This is a genomic window from Saccharothrix sabaoui (genome assembly GCF_051756985.1).
Taxonomy (GTDB): Bacteria; Actinomycetota; Actinomycetes; order Mycobacteriales; family Pseudonocardiaceae; genus Actinosynnema.
The window spans coordinates 21,986-41,527 of the sequence record NZ_JBPKJK010000076.1 but is presented as its reverse complement, the minus strand read 5'-3'; the positions used below and the strand labels follow the sequence as shown (position 1 = coordinate 41,527).

Below are 19,542 nucleotides of genomic sequence, written 5' to 3'. Positions count from 1 at the left end.
TCGGTACCGGTTGTGGGATCTGTGGTGGGTGACGGACGGGATGGGTGTGTCGAACTCGTTGGCGGGAACGGCCGTGGCGGGTGTGGTGGTGCAGGCGGGCAGCATCGGACAGGTGGTGCTTCCGACGCCACGGGGTCCGGTACCTCGGCAATTGCCAGCTGGCGTCCGGGACTTCACCGGCCGGGCCGTCGAGCTCGCGGCGGTGGACAGCGCGCTGGGCGGGTCGTCGGATGAGCCGAATGGTCCGTCGGTGGTGGTGTTGGAGGGGATGGGTGGGGTCGGGAAGACGTCGTTGGCGGTGCGGTGGGCGCGAGGTGCCGAGTCGCGGTTTCCCGACGGGACGTTGTTCGCCGATCTGCGGGGTTACGGGCCGAGTGCGCCGTTGGCGCCATCGGCGGTGTTGGCAGGGTTTCTTCAAGGGTTGGGGGTTTCGGCGGAGGCTGTGCCCGCGGCTGAGGAGGCGCAGGTCGGGTTGTATCGGTCGTTGACTGCGTCGCGGCGGGTGTTGGTGGTGTTGGACAACGCTGTGTCGGCGGACCAGGTGAGGCCGTTGCTGCCTGTGGGGTCATGGTGTGTGACGGTGGTGACCGGGCGTGCGGCGTTGACGGGGTTGGCGGTCTCCGACGGTGCGGTACGGCTGCCGGTGGGGGTGCTGCCCGCTCAGGATGCGGTGGCGTTGGTGGAGGGTGTGATCGGTCAGGAGCGTGCTCGGGTGGAGTCGGAGGCGATCGCGTCGTTGGTTTCGTTGTGTGGCGGGTTGCCGTTGGCGTTGCGGGTGGCGGCGTGTCGGGTCGCGGGGCGTAGGCATGGCGGTGTGGCGGGGTTGGTGGCCGAGATCGCCGGGCAGAGGGGCAGGGTGGAGGGGTTGAGCGTGTCGGGGGATGATTCGACTGCGGTGCGGGCGGTGTTCGACGCGTCGTATGCACGGTTGTCACCGGAGCAGGCTCGCCTGTTCCGGTTGCTGGGCCTGCATCCCACAGTCGAACTGAGCGAGGGTGCGGCGGCAGCCTTGTCGGACTGGCCGATGCCGCAGGCCCGTCGGCTGTTGGAGGACTTGGCCGATCTGAATCTGGTGGAGCCGGTCGGGGTGGGGCGGTACCGGCTGCACGACTTGGCGCACGCCTACGCGGCGGGGCGGGCAGATGCCGACGATTCCGGGCCGGAGCGGCGACAGGCTGTGGAACGGGTGATCGGCTGGTACGCGACAGTCGCCGATGTGGCAGACCGGGTCGTGTTTCCCGGCAATTCGCCCTTGGCGCTGCGAGGCAGGGCTCGTGGGGTGCCGGAGTTCGACCGCGCGGCGGCGATGGAGTGGTTGATCTCGGAGTTGCCTACGATGATGTCGGCGGTGCGCATCGCCCACCAGGACCGGTTGTGGGAAGAGACGATCCTGCTGGCTGGCGCGTACCGGTTCGTGACGTTGCGTCCGCAGTCGTGGTGGCCGTTGCGGCTGGAGGCGGAGACGCTGGGATTGTCGGCCGCACAGGCAACTGGCGACGATGCCTCGGAGTTGTCGTTGCTGATCCGCCGCGGCAACACCCATCATGATATGGGACTGTGGGCGCAGGCCGAAGCCGATTTTATGCAGGTGTTGGAGGTCTCGCGCCGGGTGGGCGATACGGTCCGTGAGTTGGATGCGTGGTGTGGCTTGGGCTATCTGCACAGGGCGCACGAACGCTACGGGCAGGCATTGGCCTGCTACACCGAAGCCCTACCGCTGGCGCGCCAGGCGGGGGAAGTGCGCACCGAGGCAGTGGTAGAGGGCAACCTGGGGGCGATCCACACCGCCGCCGGACGGCCACGGGAAGGACTAGTACACGCGGAGCGCGAGCTGGTATTGCGTCGCGCGGCCGATCCCGCGAGCGAGGCACACGCCCTGCAGGCGATGGCGGTCGCCTGGCAGCAATTGGGTGAACATCGCCGTGTGTTGGAGCTGTGCGAGCAGGCATTGCAGTCGTGCCGGGAGGTAGGAGGGATGGAGTACCTGGTCGCGCCACTGTGCGAGACCGCAGCCACCTCTCACGAGTACCTCCGGCAACCAGCGCAAGCCCGGCAGAAGCTGGAGGAGGCGATAGCGGTGCTGACCACTTTGATGGATCCGCAGGCGGAGCAGGTGCTGCTCCGGCTTCGCGCGCTGGAAGCCGGAGCAGCGGATCAGAGCAGCCCGTAACAGGTCGGGCAGTCGGGCCGGGGTGAATCCAACCCGACCGTGTGTTCGCGCAGGGTTATTAGGTTCAGCCCGTATTCCCGGTTGACCGACAGTGCGGGCGCGCCGGTGATCAGGCTGGTGACCGCGTGGGCCGCCAATAATCCGGTCATCCCTGCGGTCACCGCGTTCGCCGCGTGCGGAGGCGTCTGACTGCGGGCCGGTGTCCATGAGGTCAGCGGAGGCAACCTGGCATCACGCTCCAACCGGGCGGTGCGGCCGCAGTCTGCGCACGGCCCGCTTCCTGGCCGGTACAGTCCGATATGGACCTGCGGGCCAAAGTAGCCGCCGTGCACCCACGCCGTCCCGGTCACCAAACATGCCCGGTTGGCCCATGACCGGATCTCACCTGGCGTGTCCGCGGCGAGCAGCAGCACATCGCAATCCGCCGCCAGGGCCTCCAACTGCTGCGAGCCGTTGATCATCAGGTGCTCACCGGTGACCACGACCTCGCCGTTGTGCTGCCGCAGCCGTTCCACCGCAGCATCGACCTTCGACCGCCCCAGATCGTGCTCGGTGTAGAGGACCTGCCGATTGAGGTTGGACCGCTCCACTACGTCCCCGTCCACGCAGTGCACCTTCCCGACACCGGAAGCGACCAACGCCCACGCCGCCTCGGCACCGACACCACCGACCCCGACCACGGTGACCCGCGCCTGGTGCAGCAGCAACTGCGCGTCCCAGGCGCTGCGGCCGGGAGTGCGGTCCATCCACCGCAACAGCATCATTCCCCGGTCGTACCGATCCAACCCCGTGCCGATCACCCGCTCTGGTGGAGGTGCGGCGGCGTCGTAGACGTACCCTGTCGTGACCAGGTCGTCCACCGCCTGCCGCATTTGCTCCTGCGACCGGTCGGGGTAGCGGTGGACCAGGTCGGCGACGACCTGGTCCACCGTGCGCGTGCCGTCGAGGGTGTTGAGCAACGTCCACACCCACCCTTCCGGGTCACTGATCTCCGAGGCGACACCGACCACGTCGCCCCCGATCCTGATCCGGTCCTCGCCGTAGCGGACGGGCCGGTGTTCGAACTTGATTCGTGGACGAAACATCAACACCCTCCTTCTGATCAACCGCCGGACTGAGCGCCGCTGAACGACTCCTGCCACACCACATCCTCGAACTCGATCACCACAGCCACCTCCCTCCCCGCCCAAGGAGCCGGCACCACGCCGCGCACACCCTCCCGGAGTAAGACCCGGCAGTGGAATTGCTCCGCCTGGTACGCATCCGGTAGGTGATGGCCGTAGCCACCCAAGCCGCTCATGACGTCGATCTCCGATTCCGACCTCGCATCCCGTGTGCCGGGACTGGAATCAGCATCGGCGAACGCACGCGACAGATCCCCGGACGGCGTCCGCGACACCGGGACGGACATCGCTACCCCAAATGGGTGGGAATCGTGTCCGCCGTGGTGTCCGCAGTTGTCGGACACCACTCGGTTGAACCCGAAGTGTGAAACCGCCACGCACCGTCGACGGCTCCTGCCCCATCCGGGTGGACCCGCGTTACGGACGAGTGCAGCACCGTCGTATCGGCTGGACGGCGGTGCGAATCTCGACAGACTGCGCTCCCAAGAAGGGGCTACAGCCGGGGGGACGGGTGGAGATCCGGATACTGGGCAACGTCGAGATCCACAACGACCACGACGTCATCACGTTGACCAGGTCGGCGGAGCGGTGTCTGTTGGGCCTGTTGGCCGTCGACGTCGGCCGACCCGTACCCGTCACGACCCTGCTCGACCGAATCTGGAGCGAGGAAGGCCGCAGCGAGCCCAAGGCGGAAACCCTTACTCGCTACGTCACCTACATTCGCGATGCCATGGAAGAAGCGGGTGGTGAGCGGGCGTGGCTACGCCATGAGCCCGGTGCCAACGCCTACCTGCTCGACATTGACCCAGACACGATCGACTACCACCGCTTCCTCCGCGCGGCCCATGTTGCAGGTGCGCGTCGCGATCCCGACCGGCTCCACGAGGCCCTCGGGCTGTGGCGCGGGACTCCGCTGGAGGACGTGCGTCGTCGGTGGGTGGACACCTTCCGCCACCACGCCTACGCACACCGCCGCACCGCCCTGGTCACCTTTTGGGAGCTGCTGCTCGAACGCGACCGACACCAGGAGATCCCACCCCAGCTCGGTTCCCTGGAGACCGACATCGTCCACGACGAACGGCTCCTGCTCCTCGGCGCGGAGGCACTTGCCCGCACCGGACGACACATCGACATCACCATCTGGGCGGACCACATCGTCACCCGCATGCGCGAGCTTAGCGGCGGCACCGGACTTTCGGCCACCACTCAGACCCGACTCCACCACCTTGCCGCCTATCCACCCGGCCCCAGCATACCAACCCTGCACAGCACGTCCCCAGACCCCGACGACGCATCCGACGATCCCGGTACCGCAGGCAAGACCCTTGGGGTCGGTCGCGACCGTGCCGATCAGGCTGGTGATCGCAGCACGACCATCCACGGCGGGGTCAACGGTGCGGCGTGGGGTATCACCATCGGCGCCGCCACAGGCGACCACCTCACCATCCACCCACCACACACCTCACCACCGAGGGAGTCAGGAGACCCTCGGTAGCCGACCCGGATTCCGGGCACACCGCGTCGGCGCCCAGCCCACCCCACCTCGACATGGCGCCAGCCGTCGGAACCGTGATGACGACAGGAACTCACGGTGGCATCACCGCTACCGATAACGGCGCCGCCGTCGGCGTGGTGCACGGCAACGTGCACCTGCACGCCGCACCACCGCAGCTAGTTCCGGTGGTGCCGCGGCAGCTGCCTGCCGCACCGGGACTGTTCGCTGGCCGGACCACGGAACTGGCCCGGTTGGATCATGTCCTCACCCGTACCGCCGCGCCGGACGGACCGCACGCCCGCGCGGCGGGACCGGCACCCGCTGGCCGGCCAACTGGTCCCCTTGTCGCGGGGGCGACGGTGCTGGTGTCGGCGATCGGCGGGGCTGGTGGCATCGGCAAGACCTGGCTCGCGCTGGCCTGGGCACACCGCAACCTCGACCAGTTCCCTGACGGCCAGCTGTTCGTGGACCTACATGGTTTCAGTGCTGCGGGCGATCCGGTGAAGCCAGCGGCGGCGGTGCGTGGGTTCCTCAACGCTTTGGGGGTCGACCCTGGCCGTATCCCAACTGACCTCGACGCGCAGGCTGCTCTGTACCGCAGCCTGGTCGCGGGGCGTCGAATGCTGATCGTGTTGGACAACGCCGCCACCGGTGACCAGGTCGTTCCCCTGCTGCCCGGCTCACCCACCTGCACGGTGCTGGTCACCGGCCGCCACCGGCTCGCCTCGCTGATCGACCGGCACGGCGCCCGCCACCTGCCTCTCGGCGTCCTCACCTGCGGCGAGGCCCGTGCCCTGCTGGCTGATCGACTTGGCCACGACCGCGTCGCCGCCGCACCCGAGGCCGTGGACGAGTTGATCGGGCTGTGCGGTGGCCACCCGCTGGCCCTGTCGATCACCGCCCGCACCGCCGACAGCCGCCACGACACCCCGCTGGCCGAGGTCGCCGCCGAACTGCGTGAACTCGGGCTGGAGATGCTCGACCACGACACCGACCCGGCCGCGAGTCTGCCCACTGTGCTGTCCTGGTCCCTGCGCCGGCTCACCGAACAGCAGCGCACCGTGTTCGCCCTACTCGGGATCGCCCCTGGTCCCGATATCACCCCATCCGCCACCGCCGCTCTTACCGGCCTACCCGACGGCCCCGCCCGCAGGACGCTGGCGGCGCTGGAGGACGCGTCGCTGCTCGAACGGCGACCGGGCGGCAGGTACGCGATGCACGACCTAGTCCGCGCCTACGCCGCCACCACCGCTCCTAGCTACCTCCCGGAGTCCGTGCGATGGGCGGCACTGGAGCGCGCGATGGACTTCTACCTGCACACTGCCTACACGGCCCACCACCTAGTCAATCCCTATGGCGCGTCGATCCGGCCAGAGCCGCCTACCGCTGGCGTGGTGCCGCAGTCGCTGCCCGACGAGTCGGCGGCGATGGCCTGGTTGGAGGCCGAACATCTCCAACTGATCGCGGCCCAGCGCACCGCCGCCTCCTATCACCGCCACCACACCGCCTGGCACTTCGCCTGGAATGTGGCAGTCCTGCACCAGCGGCGGGCCTACTTCCACGACGACCTGACCATGTGGCGAACGGCGCTGGACGCTGCCCAACACCTATCCGACCCTGCCGCCCGCATCCGCGCACACCGCTACCTTGGCCACGCCCATGCCGCCCTAGGCCGGTTCGACGAGGCCAGCGACCACCTGCATCAGGCGCTCACCCTGGCCACGCACCACGACGACACGCTCCAACGGGCAGGCACACACCATGCCCTCGCATCAATGTGGGCACAACGCGGAGCGGACGGGAAGGCGCTGCGCCACGCCCGACACGCCCTGGACCTGTACCGCACCTGCGGTACCCCGGTATGGGTAGCTGCGGCACTCAACGCAGTGGGCTGGTTCTCCGCCCATTTGGGCGATCACGATACCGCCCGCGAGTACTGTCAGGAGGCCCTGGCCCTGCACCGACACCTCCTGGACCCCGGTGGCGAGGCTACAACTCTGGATAGCCTCGGCTACATCGACCATCGCACCGGCCGTCACCATCAAGCCGTGCATCACTACCAGTCGGCACTCACGCTCTACCGCGCTACGGAAAACCTCTATCAGGTCGCCGACACCCTCGACCGAATCGGCCACCCATGTGTCACCCTCGGACAACATGACCAGGCTCGCACGGCCTGGCTAGAGGCACTGACGCTGTACCGGGAACAAGGTCGCAGTACTGATGCTGCACGCGTTCAGCAGCAACTCGACGATCTCGATGGCGTCACCGGCGTCAATCGGGACAGCGCCTGAGCGTGTGGCAGCACACGGGTTGAACCGCCCCGGGTTCGATAGAGACTCGTTCAGTTGACTGCTCCAGCCGGGGTTGGCTGGCGTTGACGGTAGTAGACGGCCTCGATTTCAGCGGGTGCCAGGTGCCCGATGCTGCTGTGCAGCCGCCGGTTGTTGTACCAGTCGATGTATTCCAGGGTGGCGTATTCGACCTGGTCACGGGTGCGCCAGGAGCCTCGCCGGTTGATCAGTTCGGTCTTGTAGAGCCCGATGGTCGACTCGGCCAGGGCGTTGTCGTAGGCATCGCCGACGGAGCCGATCGAGGCGTCGATCCCGGCCGCGAGAAGGTGGTCGGTGAAGGCGAAAGACGTATATTGACTGCCCGCGTCGGAGTGGTGGATCAACCCCGCCGCGATCGGGTGACCTGTGTGCCCGCGGGCCCACAACGCCATCTCCAGCGCGTCGAGCACCAGCCCGGTGCGCATGGAGGTGTCGGCCTTCCAGCCCACGATCCGACGGGAGAATACGTCGATCATGAACGCGACGTAAACGGTGCCCGACCACGTCGACACGTAGGTGAAGTCCGCCACCCACAACGCGTTCGGCCGCCCGGCGGTGAAATCCCGGTCGACCAGGTCGCCGGCGCGGCGCCCGTCCCTGGCGGGGATCGTGGTGCGGCGGGGACGGCCGCGCACCACGCCGGTGATGCCCAGTTCGCGCATCAGCCGCTCCACCGTGCACCGGGCGACCGTGATTCCTTTGTGCCGCAATGCGATCCAGATCTTCTGCGCTCCGTAGACCTGGTAGTTCTCCCGCCACACGGACAGGATCTCCTCGCGCAGTTCCCCGTCGCGGACGGCCCGCGCCGAGGCGGAGCGAGTTCTGGCGGCGTAGTAGGCGGACGGGGCGATCGCCACGCCTGCCTGACGGAGGACGCGACAGATCGGCTCGACCCCGAACCGGTCCCTGTGCTCGTCGATGTAGGCGATCACCGTTGCGTGGGGCGGTCGAGCTCCGCCGCGAAGAAAGTCGCCGCCGACCGGAGAATCTCGTTGGCGCGCTTGAGTTCCGCCACCTCACGCTTGAGACGCTTGAGCTCCGCAGACTCCTCCGTCGTGGTCCCGGGACGGGTGCCGTAGTCGACCTCGGCCTGCCTGATCCACTTGCGCAGCGTCTCCGGAGTCACCCCGAACTTTGGCGCGATCGAGCACACCGCCGCCCACCACGACGGATACTCCTCCCGGTGCTCCTCCACCAGCCGCACCGCCCGCTGACGCACCTCGGCCGAGTGCCGTGACGTTCCTGCCATGACTCCATCCTCCACAAGCAATGGAGTCCCCACCAAAGCCGGGGCGGTTCAGTCCGGCCTCGTAGCTTTGTGGTGTCTTGTCGTAGCGGGTGGCCAGGCCGCGCCATGTCTTGATCTTCTGGAAGCAGCGTTCGACGGTGTTGCGCCGCCGGTAGCGCGCGGGATCGAACGACACCGGCCGCCCTCCGGCCGAGCCTTTGTTCTTGCGGTTGGCCTGCTGGTCGGTCTTCTCCGGGATCACGGCGGTGATCCGGCGGCGGCGCAGGTAGGCCCGGTTGGCCTTGGAGGAGTACGCCTTGTCGGCGGCCACCGCGTCCGGGCGGGTGCGGGGTCGGCCAGTCGGGCCGGGAACCCGGATCCGGTCCAGCACGGTCTGGAACTGTGGGCCGTCCGCGGCCTGGCCGGGTGTGAGCACGAACGCCAACGGCAGCCCGGCGGCGTCGACCGCGGTGTGGATTTTGCTGCTCAGCCCGCCTCGGGACCGGCCGAGCCCGGCCGCCGCAGCCCGCGCCTTGCGACGCCGCCGGAGGGCGGCACGGTCCCGACCGGCAGACGTGCCCGCGCCGGACGCGTCAGGCGCGGACCGCGACGCACTACCCGCAGCACGCTGTGTTGGGTGGGCAGCGGAGCCCCTTTTTCCTCGGTCAGCGCCTGCTCCAGCGCGTCGAGGGTCTCCCCGGCGACCGCGAGTCCGGCCGATTCGTGATGCGCCCGCACGATCGTGGAGTCCACGCTCACCAGTTCCAACCCGACCTGCCCGCGGGAGGCGGCCTCGGCAATCAGCGCGTCCATCAACCTCTGGAACACCCCCGCCCTGGCCCAGGCGTTGAACCGGGAGTAGACGGTCGACCAGGGCCCGTACCGTTCCGGGACGTCACGCCAACCCGACCCGGTGCGGAACCGCCACAGGATCCCGTTGAACTGATCCCGCACCCGACGCGGCAACGGCCCCGTAGCAGCCACCGGCACATGCGGCTCGATCAACGCCCACTCGGCATCGGCCAGATCAAAACGCGCCACACCCGTGTTCTACCAGCCCTACCAGCACACCACCCGGCCTGACCTAGATCCGAACCCCAAACAGCTCCTAGCCGACGCGGACCACGGGCACACCGCGTCGGCGGCCGACCCGCCTCACCCCGACACCACCCCGGACGCCAGCACCGCGGTGACAACGAGTATCCACGGTGACCTGGTCGCCACCGATCACGGTGCCGCCGTCGGTGTGGTGCACGGCAACCTGAATCTGCACCCGCCACCACCGCGGCCCGCGCCGGTCATTCCGCGGCAGTTGCCCGCCGCACCGGGACTGTTCACCGGCCGGACCGCGGAGCTGGCCCGTCTGGATCGCGCCCTGACCCACGCCGCTACACCGCAGGAACCAGGCACCGACGCGTGGGAACCGACCACCGCAGCCCTAACCACCGGCCTGGCGGGTGCGGGGCAGGGCGCGACGGTGCTGGTCTCGGCGATCGGCGGAGCCGGGGGCATCGGCAAGACCTGGCTCGCCCTGGCGTGGGCATATCGGCACCTGAAGCGGTTTCCCGACGGGCAGTTGTTCGTGGACCTGCACGGCTTCAGCCCCACAGGCGAGCCGACCGAGCTGGCAGTGGCGGTACGCGGGTTCCTCGACGCCCTGGGCGTCGACCCCGACCGCATCCCCGCCGACCTCGACGCCCAGGCCGCGTTGTACCGCAGCCTGGTGGCCGGGCGGCGGATGCTGATCGTGCTGGACAACGCCGCCACCAGCGACCAGGTCACCCCCCTGCTGCCCGGCTCGCCGTCCTGCACCGTGCTGGTTACCGGCCGTCACCGGCTGGCCTCGCTGATCGACCGGCACGGCGCCCGCCACCTGCCCTTGGACGTCCTGGACCGCGACGAGGCCCGCGGCCTGCTGGCCGCCCGCCTGGGCGCCGACCGCGTCGCAGCCGAACCCGAGGCCGTGGACGAGCTGATCGGGCTGTGCGGGGGCCACCCGCTGGCGTTGTCGATCACCGCGCGCACCGCCGGGCCCCACCCCGACGTGGCGTTGGCCGAGGTCGCCGCCGAACTGCGCGACCTCGGGCTGGAGGCGCTCGACCACGACAGCGACCCGGCCGCCAGCCTGCCCACGGTGCTGTCCTGGTCCCTGCGCCACCTCACCGACACCCAGCGCACTCTGTTCGCGCTGCTGGGCATCGCCCCCGGCCCGGACACCACCCCGCCTGCCACCGCCGCCCTCACCGGTCTGCCCGACCGCTCCGTCCGCAGGACGCTGAGCGGGCTGGAGAACGCCTCGCTGCTGGAACGACGACCCGGTGGCCGGTACGCCATGCACGACCTGGTCCGTCGCTACGCCGCGGACACCGCCCACACCGCCCTGCCCGACGACGTGCGGGACACGGCCCTGACCCGGGTGGTGGACTTCCACCTGCACACCGCCCACGCCGCCGACAGCCTCCTGGACCCCCACCGCCCTCTTGTGTCGCCCGAGCCGCCCGCGCCCGGCGTGCACCCACACCCGCTGCCCGACACCGCCACGGCGCTGGCCTGGCTGCAGGCCGAGCACGCCACCCTGCTGGCCACCCAGCGCACCGCCGCCACCCTCGGCCACCACCACACCGTCTGGCACCTGGCCTGGAACCTGCACACCTTCCACCTCCGACGAGGACACCGGCGCGACGCGGTCACCACGTGGCAGGCCGCACTGGACGCCGCCGACCACCTGCCCGACCCCACCACCCGCAGCCGCACCCACCGGCAACTCGGCCTCGCCTGCTCCCTGCTGGGCCTGCACGAACAAGCCACCACCCACCTGGAACAGGCCCTCGCCCTGGCCCTACGCCACCACGACCCCACCGAACAGGCCCTCACCCGCCAGGTGCTCGCGGTCGCCTGGGAACGACGGGGAGACGACCGGCAGGCCCTCGAGCACACCCACCACGCCCTCGACCTCTACCGCGCCCTCGACCAGCCGGTGCGGGAAGCCAACGCGCTCAACTCGGTGGGCTGGTACGCCGCGCGGCTGGGCCGGTTCGATGCCGCCCGCGAGCACTGCCAGGCCGCCCTCACCCTGCACCGACACCACCACAACCCCACAGGCGAAGCGGCCACCCTGGACAGCCTGGGCTACATCGCCCACCACACCGGCGACCACCACCAGGCCCTCGACCACTACCACCACGCCCTCACCCTGAACCGCGACCTCGGCAACACCTACGAGGTCGCGAACAACCTCGACCGCGTGGGCCACCCCCACGCCGCCCTCGGACAACACGAGCAGGCCCGCACCGTGTGGGAGGAGGCACTGGAGCTGTACCGGGACCAAGGCCGCGACGCCGACGCCGAACGCGTCCAACAGCAGCTCGACGAGCTCGACCACTTCACCAGCGCCAACCCGGACAGCGGTTGAGCAGTCGACCTGGGGTAGGTCGGCGTCGGTGCGCGAGAGACTGAAGCCGACGTCAAGCCTGCGGCAACGCGGTTCCGCGCTATCGAGCAGCGACTTGCCGTGGGTATCGACGCCACCAGGCGGTCAGATACGCGTATGCCGCAGCTGTTCAGACAAGCACAGGCGGCTCGGGCTGCTCCGATTGGGCGTATATCTGGAGTTCCTTGTCATCGTGGCGAAGGCGCCTCGTCACCTCGGCGTCCAACCCCCGTTCCGATGTCGAGGACCGCGCCATGTCGGTGTCCGCACTGTCCCGTCCGACCACGCTTGCCGAGTGGATCGCCGCCACGGTCCCGCCGGGCATCCCGGCCATGGATGCGACTCCTGTCGGCAGTTTGCGGTTTCTGTTCTACGGTCGGGCTTCCACTCGTGAGCACCAGGACCCGCGCACGTCGCGGGCGTGGCAGCTGGATGTGTCCCGTAGGCTGACCGGCGGGCACGGTGTGATCGTAGGGGAGTACTTCGAGGTCGGGTGTTCCCGTCAGGTGCCGTGGCATCTACGGCCTCGGGCGGCGGCGATGCTGCGCTACATCGCGGCCAACGCCGACCAGGTCGACGCGGTGGTGGTCGGAGAGTACGAGCGTGCGTTCCTCGACGGCGCTCAGGTGCGGGAGCTGCGGGCGGTGTTGGAGCGGTACGGGGTGCAGTTGTGGCTGCCGGAGGCCGAGGGGCCGGTGGACTTCGACAATCCCGCGCACGAGGCGCTGCTGGCGCTGCTGGCGAAGCGCTCGCTCACGGAGGTGCTGCGTTCCCGCCACAGGGTCGTCACCGCCATGCGGATGCAGACCGTCGAGCAGGGCCGCTACCTCGGCGGCAGGCCGCCCTACGGCTACTGTCTCGTCGACGCTGGCCCGCACCCGAATCGAGCGTTGGCGCGGCGCGGTGTGCGGCAGCAGCGGCTCGTGCCCAATCCGGTCACGGCGCCTGTGGTTCAGCTGATCTTCTCCTTACGTCTGTCCGGACACAGTGCCGCAGGTATCGCCCGCCACCTCAACGAGCAGGCCGTGCCCAGCCCGTCGAGCGCCGACGCGGAACGCGACCGGCCTCGAGTCGAACCCGGCTGGTCGCTGCGTACGGTGATGGAGATCCTGGGCAATCCGCGCTACACCGGTCGTCAGGTGTGGAATCGCACCAGCGCCGACCGTGCCACCCGCTCGCCGAGCGGTCGACGCACCAGCGTCCGCAACGAGCAGCACGCCTGGGCGATCTCGACGTGCATCGCCCACACCCCGCTGGTGTCCGAGCAGGACTTCGTCACCGCCCAGACCATCCAGGCCGCCAGGAACAGCACCCGGCAGGCCGACGCTGACCGAGGCGAGTGCGTCTACCTGTTGGCGGGCAGGCTCCAGTGCGGGTTCTGCGGGCGGAAGATGGACTCGCACCGTTCCCACGGTCGTGCCGCGTACCGTTGCCGTCATGGTCACACCAGCGCCCGTACCCGACCGGAGGGGGCGCCGGGCAACCTCTATTTGCGCGAGGATCACCTGCTCGGCCGCATCGCCGCACACCTCACCGCCGTGGGCATTGCCGACAACCCCGGCCCGGAGCACACCGCACGGCTGGTCGACGAACTCGGACTCGTCCTCCGCTGCGACACCGTCGGGGTCGCTCTGCTCGACCGCGGTACCACCGGGCGAGCACGCACACCACGCAGGCGCGTGGCACCGCAGCTTGTCCATGGCAGGTTCGCGACCGGAGATCGTGGAGAGGCAGGTGAACAACACCTGCTGGCCTTGAGTTGTGCGGCGGTCTCGGCGGCGGATCAACCCGACGCGCCCGCCGCGAAGGTCAATGCACCGGCTCACAGAGCTCGCCCCACACGCCAGCCTCTACAGCGACCGATCCGCCCGGCAGTGCCCCAGCGTCGGCGCCGGCAGATTGGGTTCCAATTCGCCCTCCGCACCACCCGCTCGCGGGACGCATCCCGGGCCGGGGGAGTTGAGTACCCGCCGCCGGGCGAGCACGGCGGCGACCGCGGTCGACAGGTCGTGGGACGAGCTGGCCGTAGCCCACTGCTCCTGCCATCGCGCCAGCAGACACGCTACGAGCAGCGGCCATCAGGTAAAGTCGAAGCCGCATCGGGAAGCAATTTGCCCCACGAGCATCCCAGGTGACCTGGAAATATCTCGCGGGGCAAATTATGTGTCCGAGAGGTTTGCCCGAACACGCATCCGTGGGGAATTTCCCACTCCTCTCGAAGGGGAGTGGCTCATAAGTCCAGCCTAGCAGGGGTCTGGGGCGTCTTTGCAAGAGTGGGGAATTCCCCACGTCGGTTTTCGTCCAGTGGAAGCGGCCGCTGCCCCGCTGGGTACTCTCGGTGACAGCCTATAGGTTCTGCGGCACTCCTCTTGGAGCGGTTGAGAGATGTGCAAAGCTTGGACGTCATATTCTATGACGATATTCTGTTTTCAGAACCGCTGAATAAACAATCGCCACCTAATCCAGAGTTCGCGCCTCCATCGCGGCCATAGGTGAACGCGGTTCTCCATCTCCTCCACATACTCTTCCGACTGTGCGAACACCTTCTTCGCGTCGTCGATGAGGTGTTGCAGTGCCTTGCTGCCGAGCATCTCCAGTGGTGAGACGTCGTCTGTGCTGTACAGCAGCGTCTGCATGCACAGTTCGAGGGATGCCAGCGCCCAGGTCGCCGGCTCGGCCAGGCCGGACAGCATCGGTCCGGTCTGTCTGTGGAGGACGTCTCCGCGTTCGACGACGTTGAGTTGGTCGCCTCTGGCGTCGGCGTGGATCTCGTGGCTGGCCCAGTAGTAGTGGCCGCGCAGGTGGGCGACCTTGACCAACTTCTCCAGCTGGGCGAAGTTCGGGCGCCGCAGCCCGTCCACACCCGAGGCCCAGCCGTAGGAATCCTTGTAGTCGGTGCCGAACCTGTCGAGGAGCTCCTGCCGGGCTTGCTCCAGCTCGGCGATCTCCTCGTCGGCCAGCGGCTCGCCACCGAGCACTTCACAGTGGTCCTGGTAGGTCTTGGCGTCCTTGGCGGTCAGTACTCGTTCGTGGAGGTAGAACCGCTCTGCCAGGTCCGCATGTTCCGTCGTCTCGCCGAATTCGGTCAGCACGAGCATGATCACGGCGATCTCGTGCAATGTGCGGCAGCGGGCCAGTGCCGCCATCGGGTAGCCGCCTGCGAGGGCGTGATGGATCTCCAGCGCGGTGCGACAGGCGCGGGCGTAGAGGCCGGTCAGGACCTCGAAGTGGTAGTCCTGCCGTTCTTCGGCCTCGGCGGCCAGGCGGTCGTCGAACCGTTTGCCCGCGTCGTGGGCGTTGACGCAGATGGCCAGGTAGAGGTCGAGCGGTCGACCCCAGTACATCCTGAGAGCCCGCCGGAAGGGCGTGTGGCTGCGACGGCGATGTCGCACGGTCGTCGGTGCACTGCGCCGCATCATCGACGCCACCGCGGGTGCGTGTTTGTCCGCGGCCTGCGTCCAGGCGTTGACGACGCGTTCGTGTGCTTCGTCGTCGCTGAGGCCGTCGGCCGTGAGCTTGTTGATCCGCTCGACCATCGCCGTGAACACGTTGTGGTCGAAGTCTTCGTGGACACGGCGTCCGGGGAACTTCATGGCGGGATGCTACGAGTGCGTCGCGCCTCAACGAAGTAGCCATGCCGCTGGTCGTGATGTTGTATCGCGATCTGGTCGGGCATGCCGAGTGGAACGTGCGCGAGGTGCTCGACCGACTCTGTCGGTCGAGTGCGTCCGTTTCAGGGCAGTTCGACGTAGGGCAGGCCGACTGCGGACAGCTTGGTTTGCAGGTTGATGTCGCTGGTGGCGACGTAGAGCGCAGAGCCGGGGTGCCGCGATTGCAGCAGGAGGCTGGAGGCGATGAACTGGTCGTCGGGCACGGAGAGGTCCAGCCAGGACGGCAGGTCGTCGCCGCGGGGTTCGATGTGCTCGAAGACGGCGGAGACGTCGCCGGCGACCCGGACGCCTGTGCGTGGGTCGCCGTTGGTGCGTAGTCCTTTGAGGCGCCGGTCGGCTCGTTGGGCGGCGTCGCGGAGGTCCTGGTTCCGTCCGGCACATTTGGCGTCGTCGATCTCTCGGAGCACGACCGGTAGCAGGTGCGCCATGTACTTGCCGCCGAGCGTGGGGACGTGTGCGGCCAGGTCCGGATTGTCGAGCAGCGTGTTGGTGTCGACCACGAGCCGGACGGCATAGTCGTCGCCGGTGAGGAGGCCCGTCATCGAGCGCAGCTCGGCCAGATCGAAATTGATCATGCTGGTGGCTGCGGCGACGGTGTCGGGGATGCCACAGGCGCGGCCTGGGCGGACGAGCCAGTCCTCCAGGCGGCCCAGGTGCGTGTCCAAGCGCTTGGTCACCGCGGGGGTGGGGTGGGGGAACAGCAGTCGGTAGCGGGGCTCCCAGTCGCGTATCTGGGCCAGGAGTTTCATGCGTGCCGCTTCCAGCGGGGCATCGCTGGAAGCCCAGCCCCAGCTGGCGAAACCGATAAAGACCATATCTCCGCGGCCATGCCGGTTGGGGTCGATGTTGATGATGCCGGAGGCTGCCAGGACTTCCTGGTAGGCCGTGTGGATGTTGTCCAGTTCGGCCATTAGGCGCTCGACGTAGGAAGGCGGCTTCGGCGCAGCTGATCGTTTGGCCACTGCGCTACCTCCTTCGCCCTGTGAGTTCGAAGGCGCCGAAGTGGCACTTCGAGTTCGAAGCTCTGGCCGGGCGTGAGCATAGCCAGCAGTACCTCACTGCGACCATGGCCGTCGGACGATACGGGTAATCGGTCTTGCCGAGCGTGGACGGGCGCGTTCCGGGTGCTTCAGGGTAGGGGCGCGGTCGACTCGACCTCGATGGGGAACTTGGTTCGGTTCGGCGAGCTGGTTCGTGCCGGCCAAGGCTGTGGGCGGCGCCAGGTCAGTGTTATCGGGGCGTTCATCGATCCGCTCATGGGCAAGCCGGGTCACAGCTCTCCGGGCATTCCGCCGGTGGGTTGATCGAGGTGGCCAGGATCGCGGCTTGCTCGACCCTGCGCGCTCATCACCACGGACATGTCCGGGTCGTCGTAGAGCAGGACATCGCCGGTGCGGTGTGATACGAGCTGGGTGATCGCCGCTGCCTGCGGGGCGCTGCCAAGGGCTGAGCCAGTGGGAACAGTAGGGGCCAACCTCTCGACCTTACGGCAAGCGTGCCTCACGCTTTTTCCGTGACCGACCCATTCGATGGACCCGCTGCGGCTTGGCCCAACTCGCAGGCAGATCTTCTTGCCGGTAACGACGACTGGTGGTTCGTCGCCTGCATGGATTGGCCCCGGGACCAGTGGCTTGGCTACATCGAGGGCTACCGGAAGGCGGCCGGGCTGATCCTGGCGCAGGTTGCGGTCACCGGTCACAACCAGGACTACTTGGTCTATCCCTTCCTGATGTGTTGGCGTCAGCACGTTGAGCTGCAGCTCAAAAACTTGATCATTCAATGCCTGCGTTGCAAGAGAGAGGAAGTCGACTTTCCCCATACGCACAAGCTGGAACTGCTGTGGCGACAGGCCCGGAAGCTTCTGACAGAGGTCTATCCCGATGATGATACGGCCGCGGTTGATAACGTCGAGCGGGTGTTGATGCAGTTGCAGAGCTTCGACCCGACCTCGGAGCACTTCAGGTACCCCGTCGTCAAGGACGGCTCACCCACGCTCGCAGCGCTTCCCCGGGTTCACATGCGGCTGTTCCATGAAACGATGGAAGGAGTGGCGAACTACCTCGACGGCACTGACACCGGCCTTCGCGAGAAGATCGACGCCGAAAACGAGGCCCGTGCCGCGATGTACGACATGTTCGGCCCCTGGCCGGGCTTGACCGCTTCGCCGATCTGACGCATCGCTGGAGGTAAGACGTGGCGTGGGAGTGGCTGGCCCCGGTCGGAACAGTGGTCGGCTCAATGATCACCGCTGGGGTCGGTGCCTATTTCGGCAGCAAGAAGACCCAGGAGCGGCAGCACAAGTTCGAACACGAGAACGCGGTCCTGGAACGCGGCCGAGAGAAGGCGGATCAGGCAATCGAGGCCCTACGCACGTTGCAGAAGGACTCCGAGTTGGCCGCCCTCCTGGACAGTCCGAACGAAGTCGCTGCACTACAGCCCGCTCAACGCGCCCGCGCCCTGGAGCTCGGTAGGCACCTCGATCAACTGGGGCGGGCAATCGAGTACCTCACGGACCCGATGGTGCGTGCGGAAATCGACCTTGTCCATGACGCCATTCGCGAGTCGGGCATCTTGCTCATGTTCGGGGAAGGCGAGGACACGACCGCGCAGCCTCTGGTCTGGTGCGCGTGCCGTGAAGGGCTCGCCGTGCTCGGTCGCTACGTGCGCAACGAGCCTCCGCAGCCCTCTTCGGCGTACATGAAGGCACTGCGGGTGAGGCGGGACACCGGCGAGGCTGAACTTGAGCGCCAGATCGAAGAGTCGAGGTGTCGACCCGACGAGCAGCGCCGCATCACCGCTGCCGAATGAGGCTCTCCGTCCGGTGATCGGGAAGGCGCATGATGAACGGCCAGCGAAGTCGTCGGTCACGCCGAGGCGGCGGATGCAGTCATCAGTGCAGGATACGCTCGACCACCGCCCTGTGCATCCTCATGTCGGTATTGGGCGTGACGCCAGCGAAGCGCGTAGATGCTGCAAGGGTGCTGGCAGTAGGGACAAGCTTGATCACCGTACGAAATCATTGGTGAAGAAGGGTGGCACAACATGGGTGTTGACATCGACGAGTACGCAACTGCACTTCTGGAATTCCTGTATGATTCGCCCGACGAGGGTGTCTCGTCGTACCTGTCGACCCACAGCCTCGACGCCGAGACGGGCGGGAAGCTGGTCACCTTCCTTGGCAACAGGGGTCTGGTCGACGACCTTACGACACATGAGGGCCCGGACGCGTCGATCAACGCCGAGGGGGTGGTAGCGGTCCAAAAGATTCGGCGCGAGCGCATGAAGCCTGCTCGACGGTTGGGCGTCCTACGTTCGCGTATGCTGACCTGGCTAGATGGTCACGATCGACAGACCGGATCCCGCCCGTGGTCTGAATTTCTCGCCGGTCCTGACATCGGGTATTACGGCAATAACTTCACGGAGAAAGAAGTGTTGCGCGAGGCCGATTATCTCCATGAGCGTGGCCTGATAAAGACGCTGTCCACCGCGAGCAGGAGTCCGGGGGTGGCGAGGTCGACTATCACGTCTAACGGTCGGGATTGTCTTGTCGACTTCGATGGCAACGTCTCCGAATACTTGAACCGAGGGCAACAGTCGAATACCACGACCAACATCATGATGACCGGCAGCACTGGCAACATCACCGTCGCGAGTGACAATGTCGTACAGAACGTGAACGCGGGCCTGAGCACCACCGAGGTGCTCAAGTTCGCCGGTTTCGTCCGTCAGAGTCTGCCTGTCCTCGGGGTCGAGCAGAGTGCGCACGAGGCACTCGACGCCCAGGCGGAGGAGCTGCATCAGGAAGCGAGTTCGGCTGCTCCGGACCGGGGCAGGCTGCGCGGACTGCTCGACGCAGTTCTCGACGGGTTGCGCATGGCTGCGCCCACGGTGGTTCGGTCGACCGCCATCGGGTTGGGTGAGAAGGCCCTCAAGTCAGTGACCGGCGCGTAGACGGGACCGCGCTCGGCGGCGGGCGCGAACGACCATGCGATCGTCGGTGCCGCGTCCCAGGCGCGCTTGTTCTGCCTCTGGCTGGCGACGCTATTGAGCATCGCGACCTGCGGCGTCGATGGTTGAGTTGGGCGTCCAGA

General features: G+C 67.7%; 13 protein-coding genes, 1 pseudogene and 1 other annotated feature. Of the genes and pseudogenes, 8 read left to right on the top strand and 6 right to left on the bottom strand.

Going from position 1 to position 19,542, the window contains the following annotated elements:
* Positions 1 to 2,170: ATP-binding protein (locus ACR807_RS23280; RefSeq protein WP_438923504.1), on the top strand; the 2,170-nt coding region annotated here is incomplete at its 5' end.
* Here the strand turns inward: ACR807_RS23280 and ACR807_RS23275 are convergent.
* Both ACR807_RS23275 and ACR807_RS23270 read right to left on the bottom strand, forming a co-directional pair.
* Entirely contained in the window at positions 2,155 to 3,255 is a 1,101-nt protein-coding gene (locus tag ACR807_RS23275) for a HesA/MoeB/ThiF family protein (protein ID WP_438923503.1), read from the bottom strand. The genes ACR807_RS23280 and ACR807_RS23275 overlap by 16 nt on opposite strands.
* A gap of 17 nt (positions 3,256 to 3,272) precedes the next feature.
* A complete protein-coding gene (locus tag ACR807_RS23270; RefSeq protein ID WP_438923502.1) occupies positions 3,273 to 3,581 on the bottom strand; it encodes a hypothetical protein in 309 nt (102 codons plus the stop codon).
* Between the two features lie 224 nt (positions 3,582 to 3,805).
* Between ACR807_RS23270 and ACR807_RS23265 the strand changes: the two genes are divergently transcribed.
* Entirely contained in the window at positions 3,806 to 4,789 is a 984-nt protein-coding gene (locus ACR807_RS23265) for an AfsR/SARP family transcriptional regulator (RefSeq protein ID WP_438923501.1), read from the top strand.
* 53 nt (positions 4,790 to 4,842) lie between these two features.
* Positions 4,843 to 7,083, top strand: a complete 2,241-nt coding sequence (locus ACR807_RS23260) for an ATP-binding protein (protein ID WP_438923500.1) — start codon at positions 4,843 to 4,845, stop codon at positions 7,081 to 7,083.
* 50 nt (positions 7,084 to 7,133) lie between these two features.
* On the opposite strand, the gene ACR807_RS23255 is transcribed toward ACR807_RS23260, so the two are convergent.
* Together ACR807_RS23255 and ACR807_RS23250 are read right to left on the bottom strand one after the other, a co-directional pair.
* A protein-coding gene (locus ACR807_RS23255) for an IS3 family transposase (protein WP_438923508.1) occupies positions 7,134 to 8,371 on the bottom strand; the annotation gives its coding sequence in 2 pieces (ribosomal slippage) (positions 7,134 to 8,092 and positions 8,092 to 8,371; 1,239 coding nt in all).
* Positions 7,965 to 8,096: a sequence feature (AL1L pseudoknot), on the bottom strand. (Overlaps the previous gene by 132 nt.)
* 46 nt (positions 8,372 to 8,417) lie before the next feature.
* Positions 8,418 to 9,391: pseudogene (locus ACR807_RS23250) on the bottom strand (IS5 family transposase); the annotation flags it as partial.
* A gap of 271 nt (positions 9,392 to 9,662) precedes the next feature.
* Here ACR807_RS23250 and ACR807_RS23245 point away from each other — a divergent pair.
* Together ACR807_RS23245 and ACR807_RS23240 are read left to right on the top strand one after the other, a co-directional pair.
* Positions 9,663 to 11,762: an ATP-binding protein gene (locus ACR807_RS23245; protein WP_438923499.1), complete on the top strand. Its 2,100-nt coding sequence runs from the start codon at positions 9,663 to 9,665 to the stop codon at positions 11,760 to 11,762.
* A 272-nt stretch (positions 11,763 to 12,034) separates the two neighbouring features.
* A complete protein-coding gene (locus ACR807_RS23240; protein ID WP_438923498.1) occupies positions 12,035 to 13,915 on the top strand; it encodes a recombinase family protein in 1,881 nt (626 codons plus the stop codon).
* A 294-nt stretch (positions 13,916 to 14,209) separates the two neighbouring features.
* Here ACR807_RS23240 and ACR807_RS23235 read toward each other — a convergent pair whose 3' ends face one another.
* Both ACR807_RS23235 and ACR807_RS23230 read right to left on the bottom strand, forming a co-directional pair.
* Complete coding sequence (locus ACR807_RS23235; protein WP_438923497.1) at positions 14,210 to 15,373, bottom strand: DUF5677 domain-containing protein; 1,164 nt, start codon at positions 15,371 to 15,373, stop codon at positions 14,210 to 14,212.
* Between the two features lie 140 nt (positions 15,374 to 15,513).
* Positions 15,514 to 16,362, bottom strand: coding sequence for a PIN domain-containing protein (locus ACR807_RS23230; protein WP_438923496.1), 849 nt, complete (start codon positions 16,360 to 16,362; stop codon positions 15,514 to 15,516).
* Between the two features lie 602 nt (positions 16,363 to 16,964).
* Between ACR807_RS23230 and ACR807_RS23225 the strand changes: the two genes are divergently transcribed.
* The 3 genes from ACR807_RS23225 (at position 16,965) to ACR807_RS23215 (ending at position 19,402) form a co-directional block, all read left to right on the top strand.
* Positions 16,965 to 17,624, top strand: a complete 660-nt coding sequence (locus tag ACR807_RS23225; RefSeq protein WP_438923495.1) for a hypothetical protein — start codon at positions 16,965 to 16,967, stop codon at positions 17,622 to 17,624.
* A gap of 20 nt (positions 17,625 to 17,644) precedes the next feature.
* Positions 17,645 to 18,259, top strand: a complete 615-nt coding sequence (locus tag ACR807_RS23220) for a PilN family protein (protein ID WP_438923494.1) — start codon at positions 17,645 to 17,647, stop codon at positions 18,257 to 18,259.
* 234 nt (positions 18,260 to 18,493) lie between these two features.
* Positions 18,494 to 19,402, top strand: a complete 909-nt coding sequence (locus ACR807_RS23215; protein ID WP_438923493.1) for a hypothetical protein — start codon at positions 18,494 to 18,496, stop codon at positions 19,400 to 19,402.
* The last annotated feature ends 140 nt before the right edge of the window (positions 19,403 to 19,542 follow it).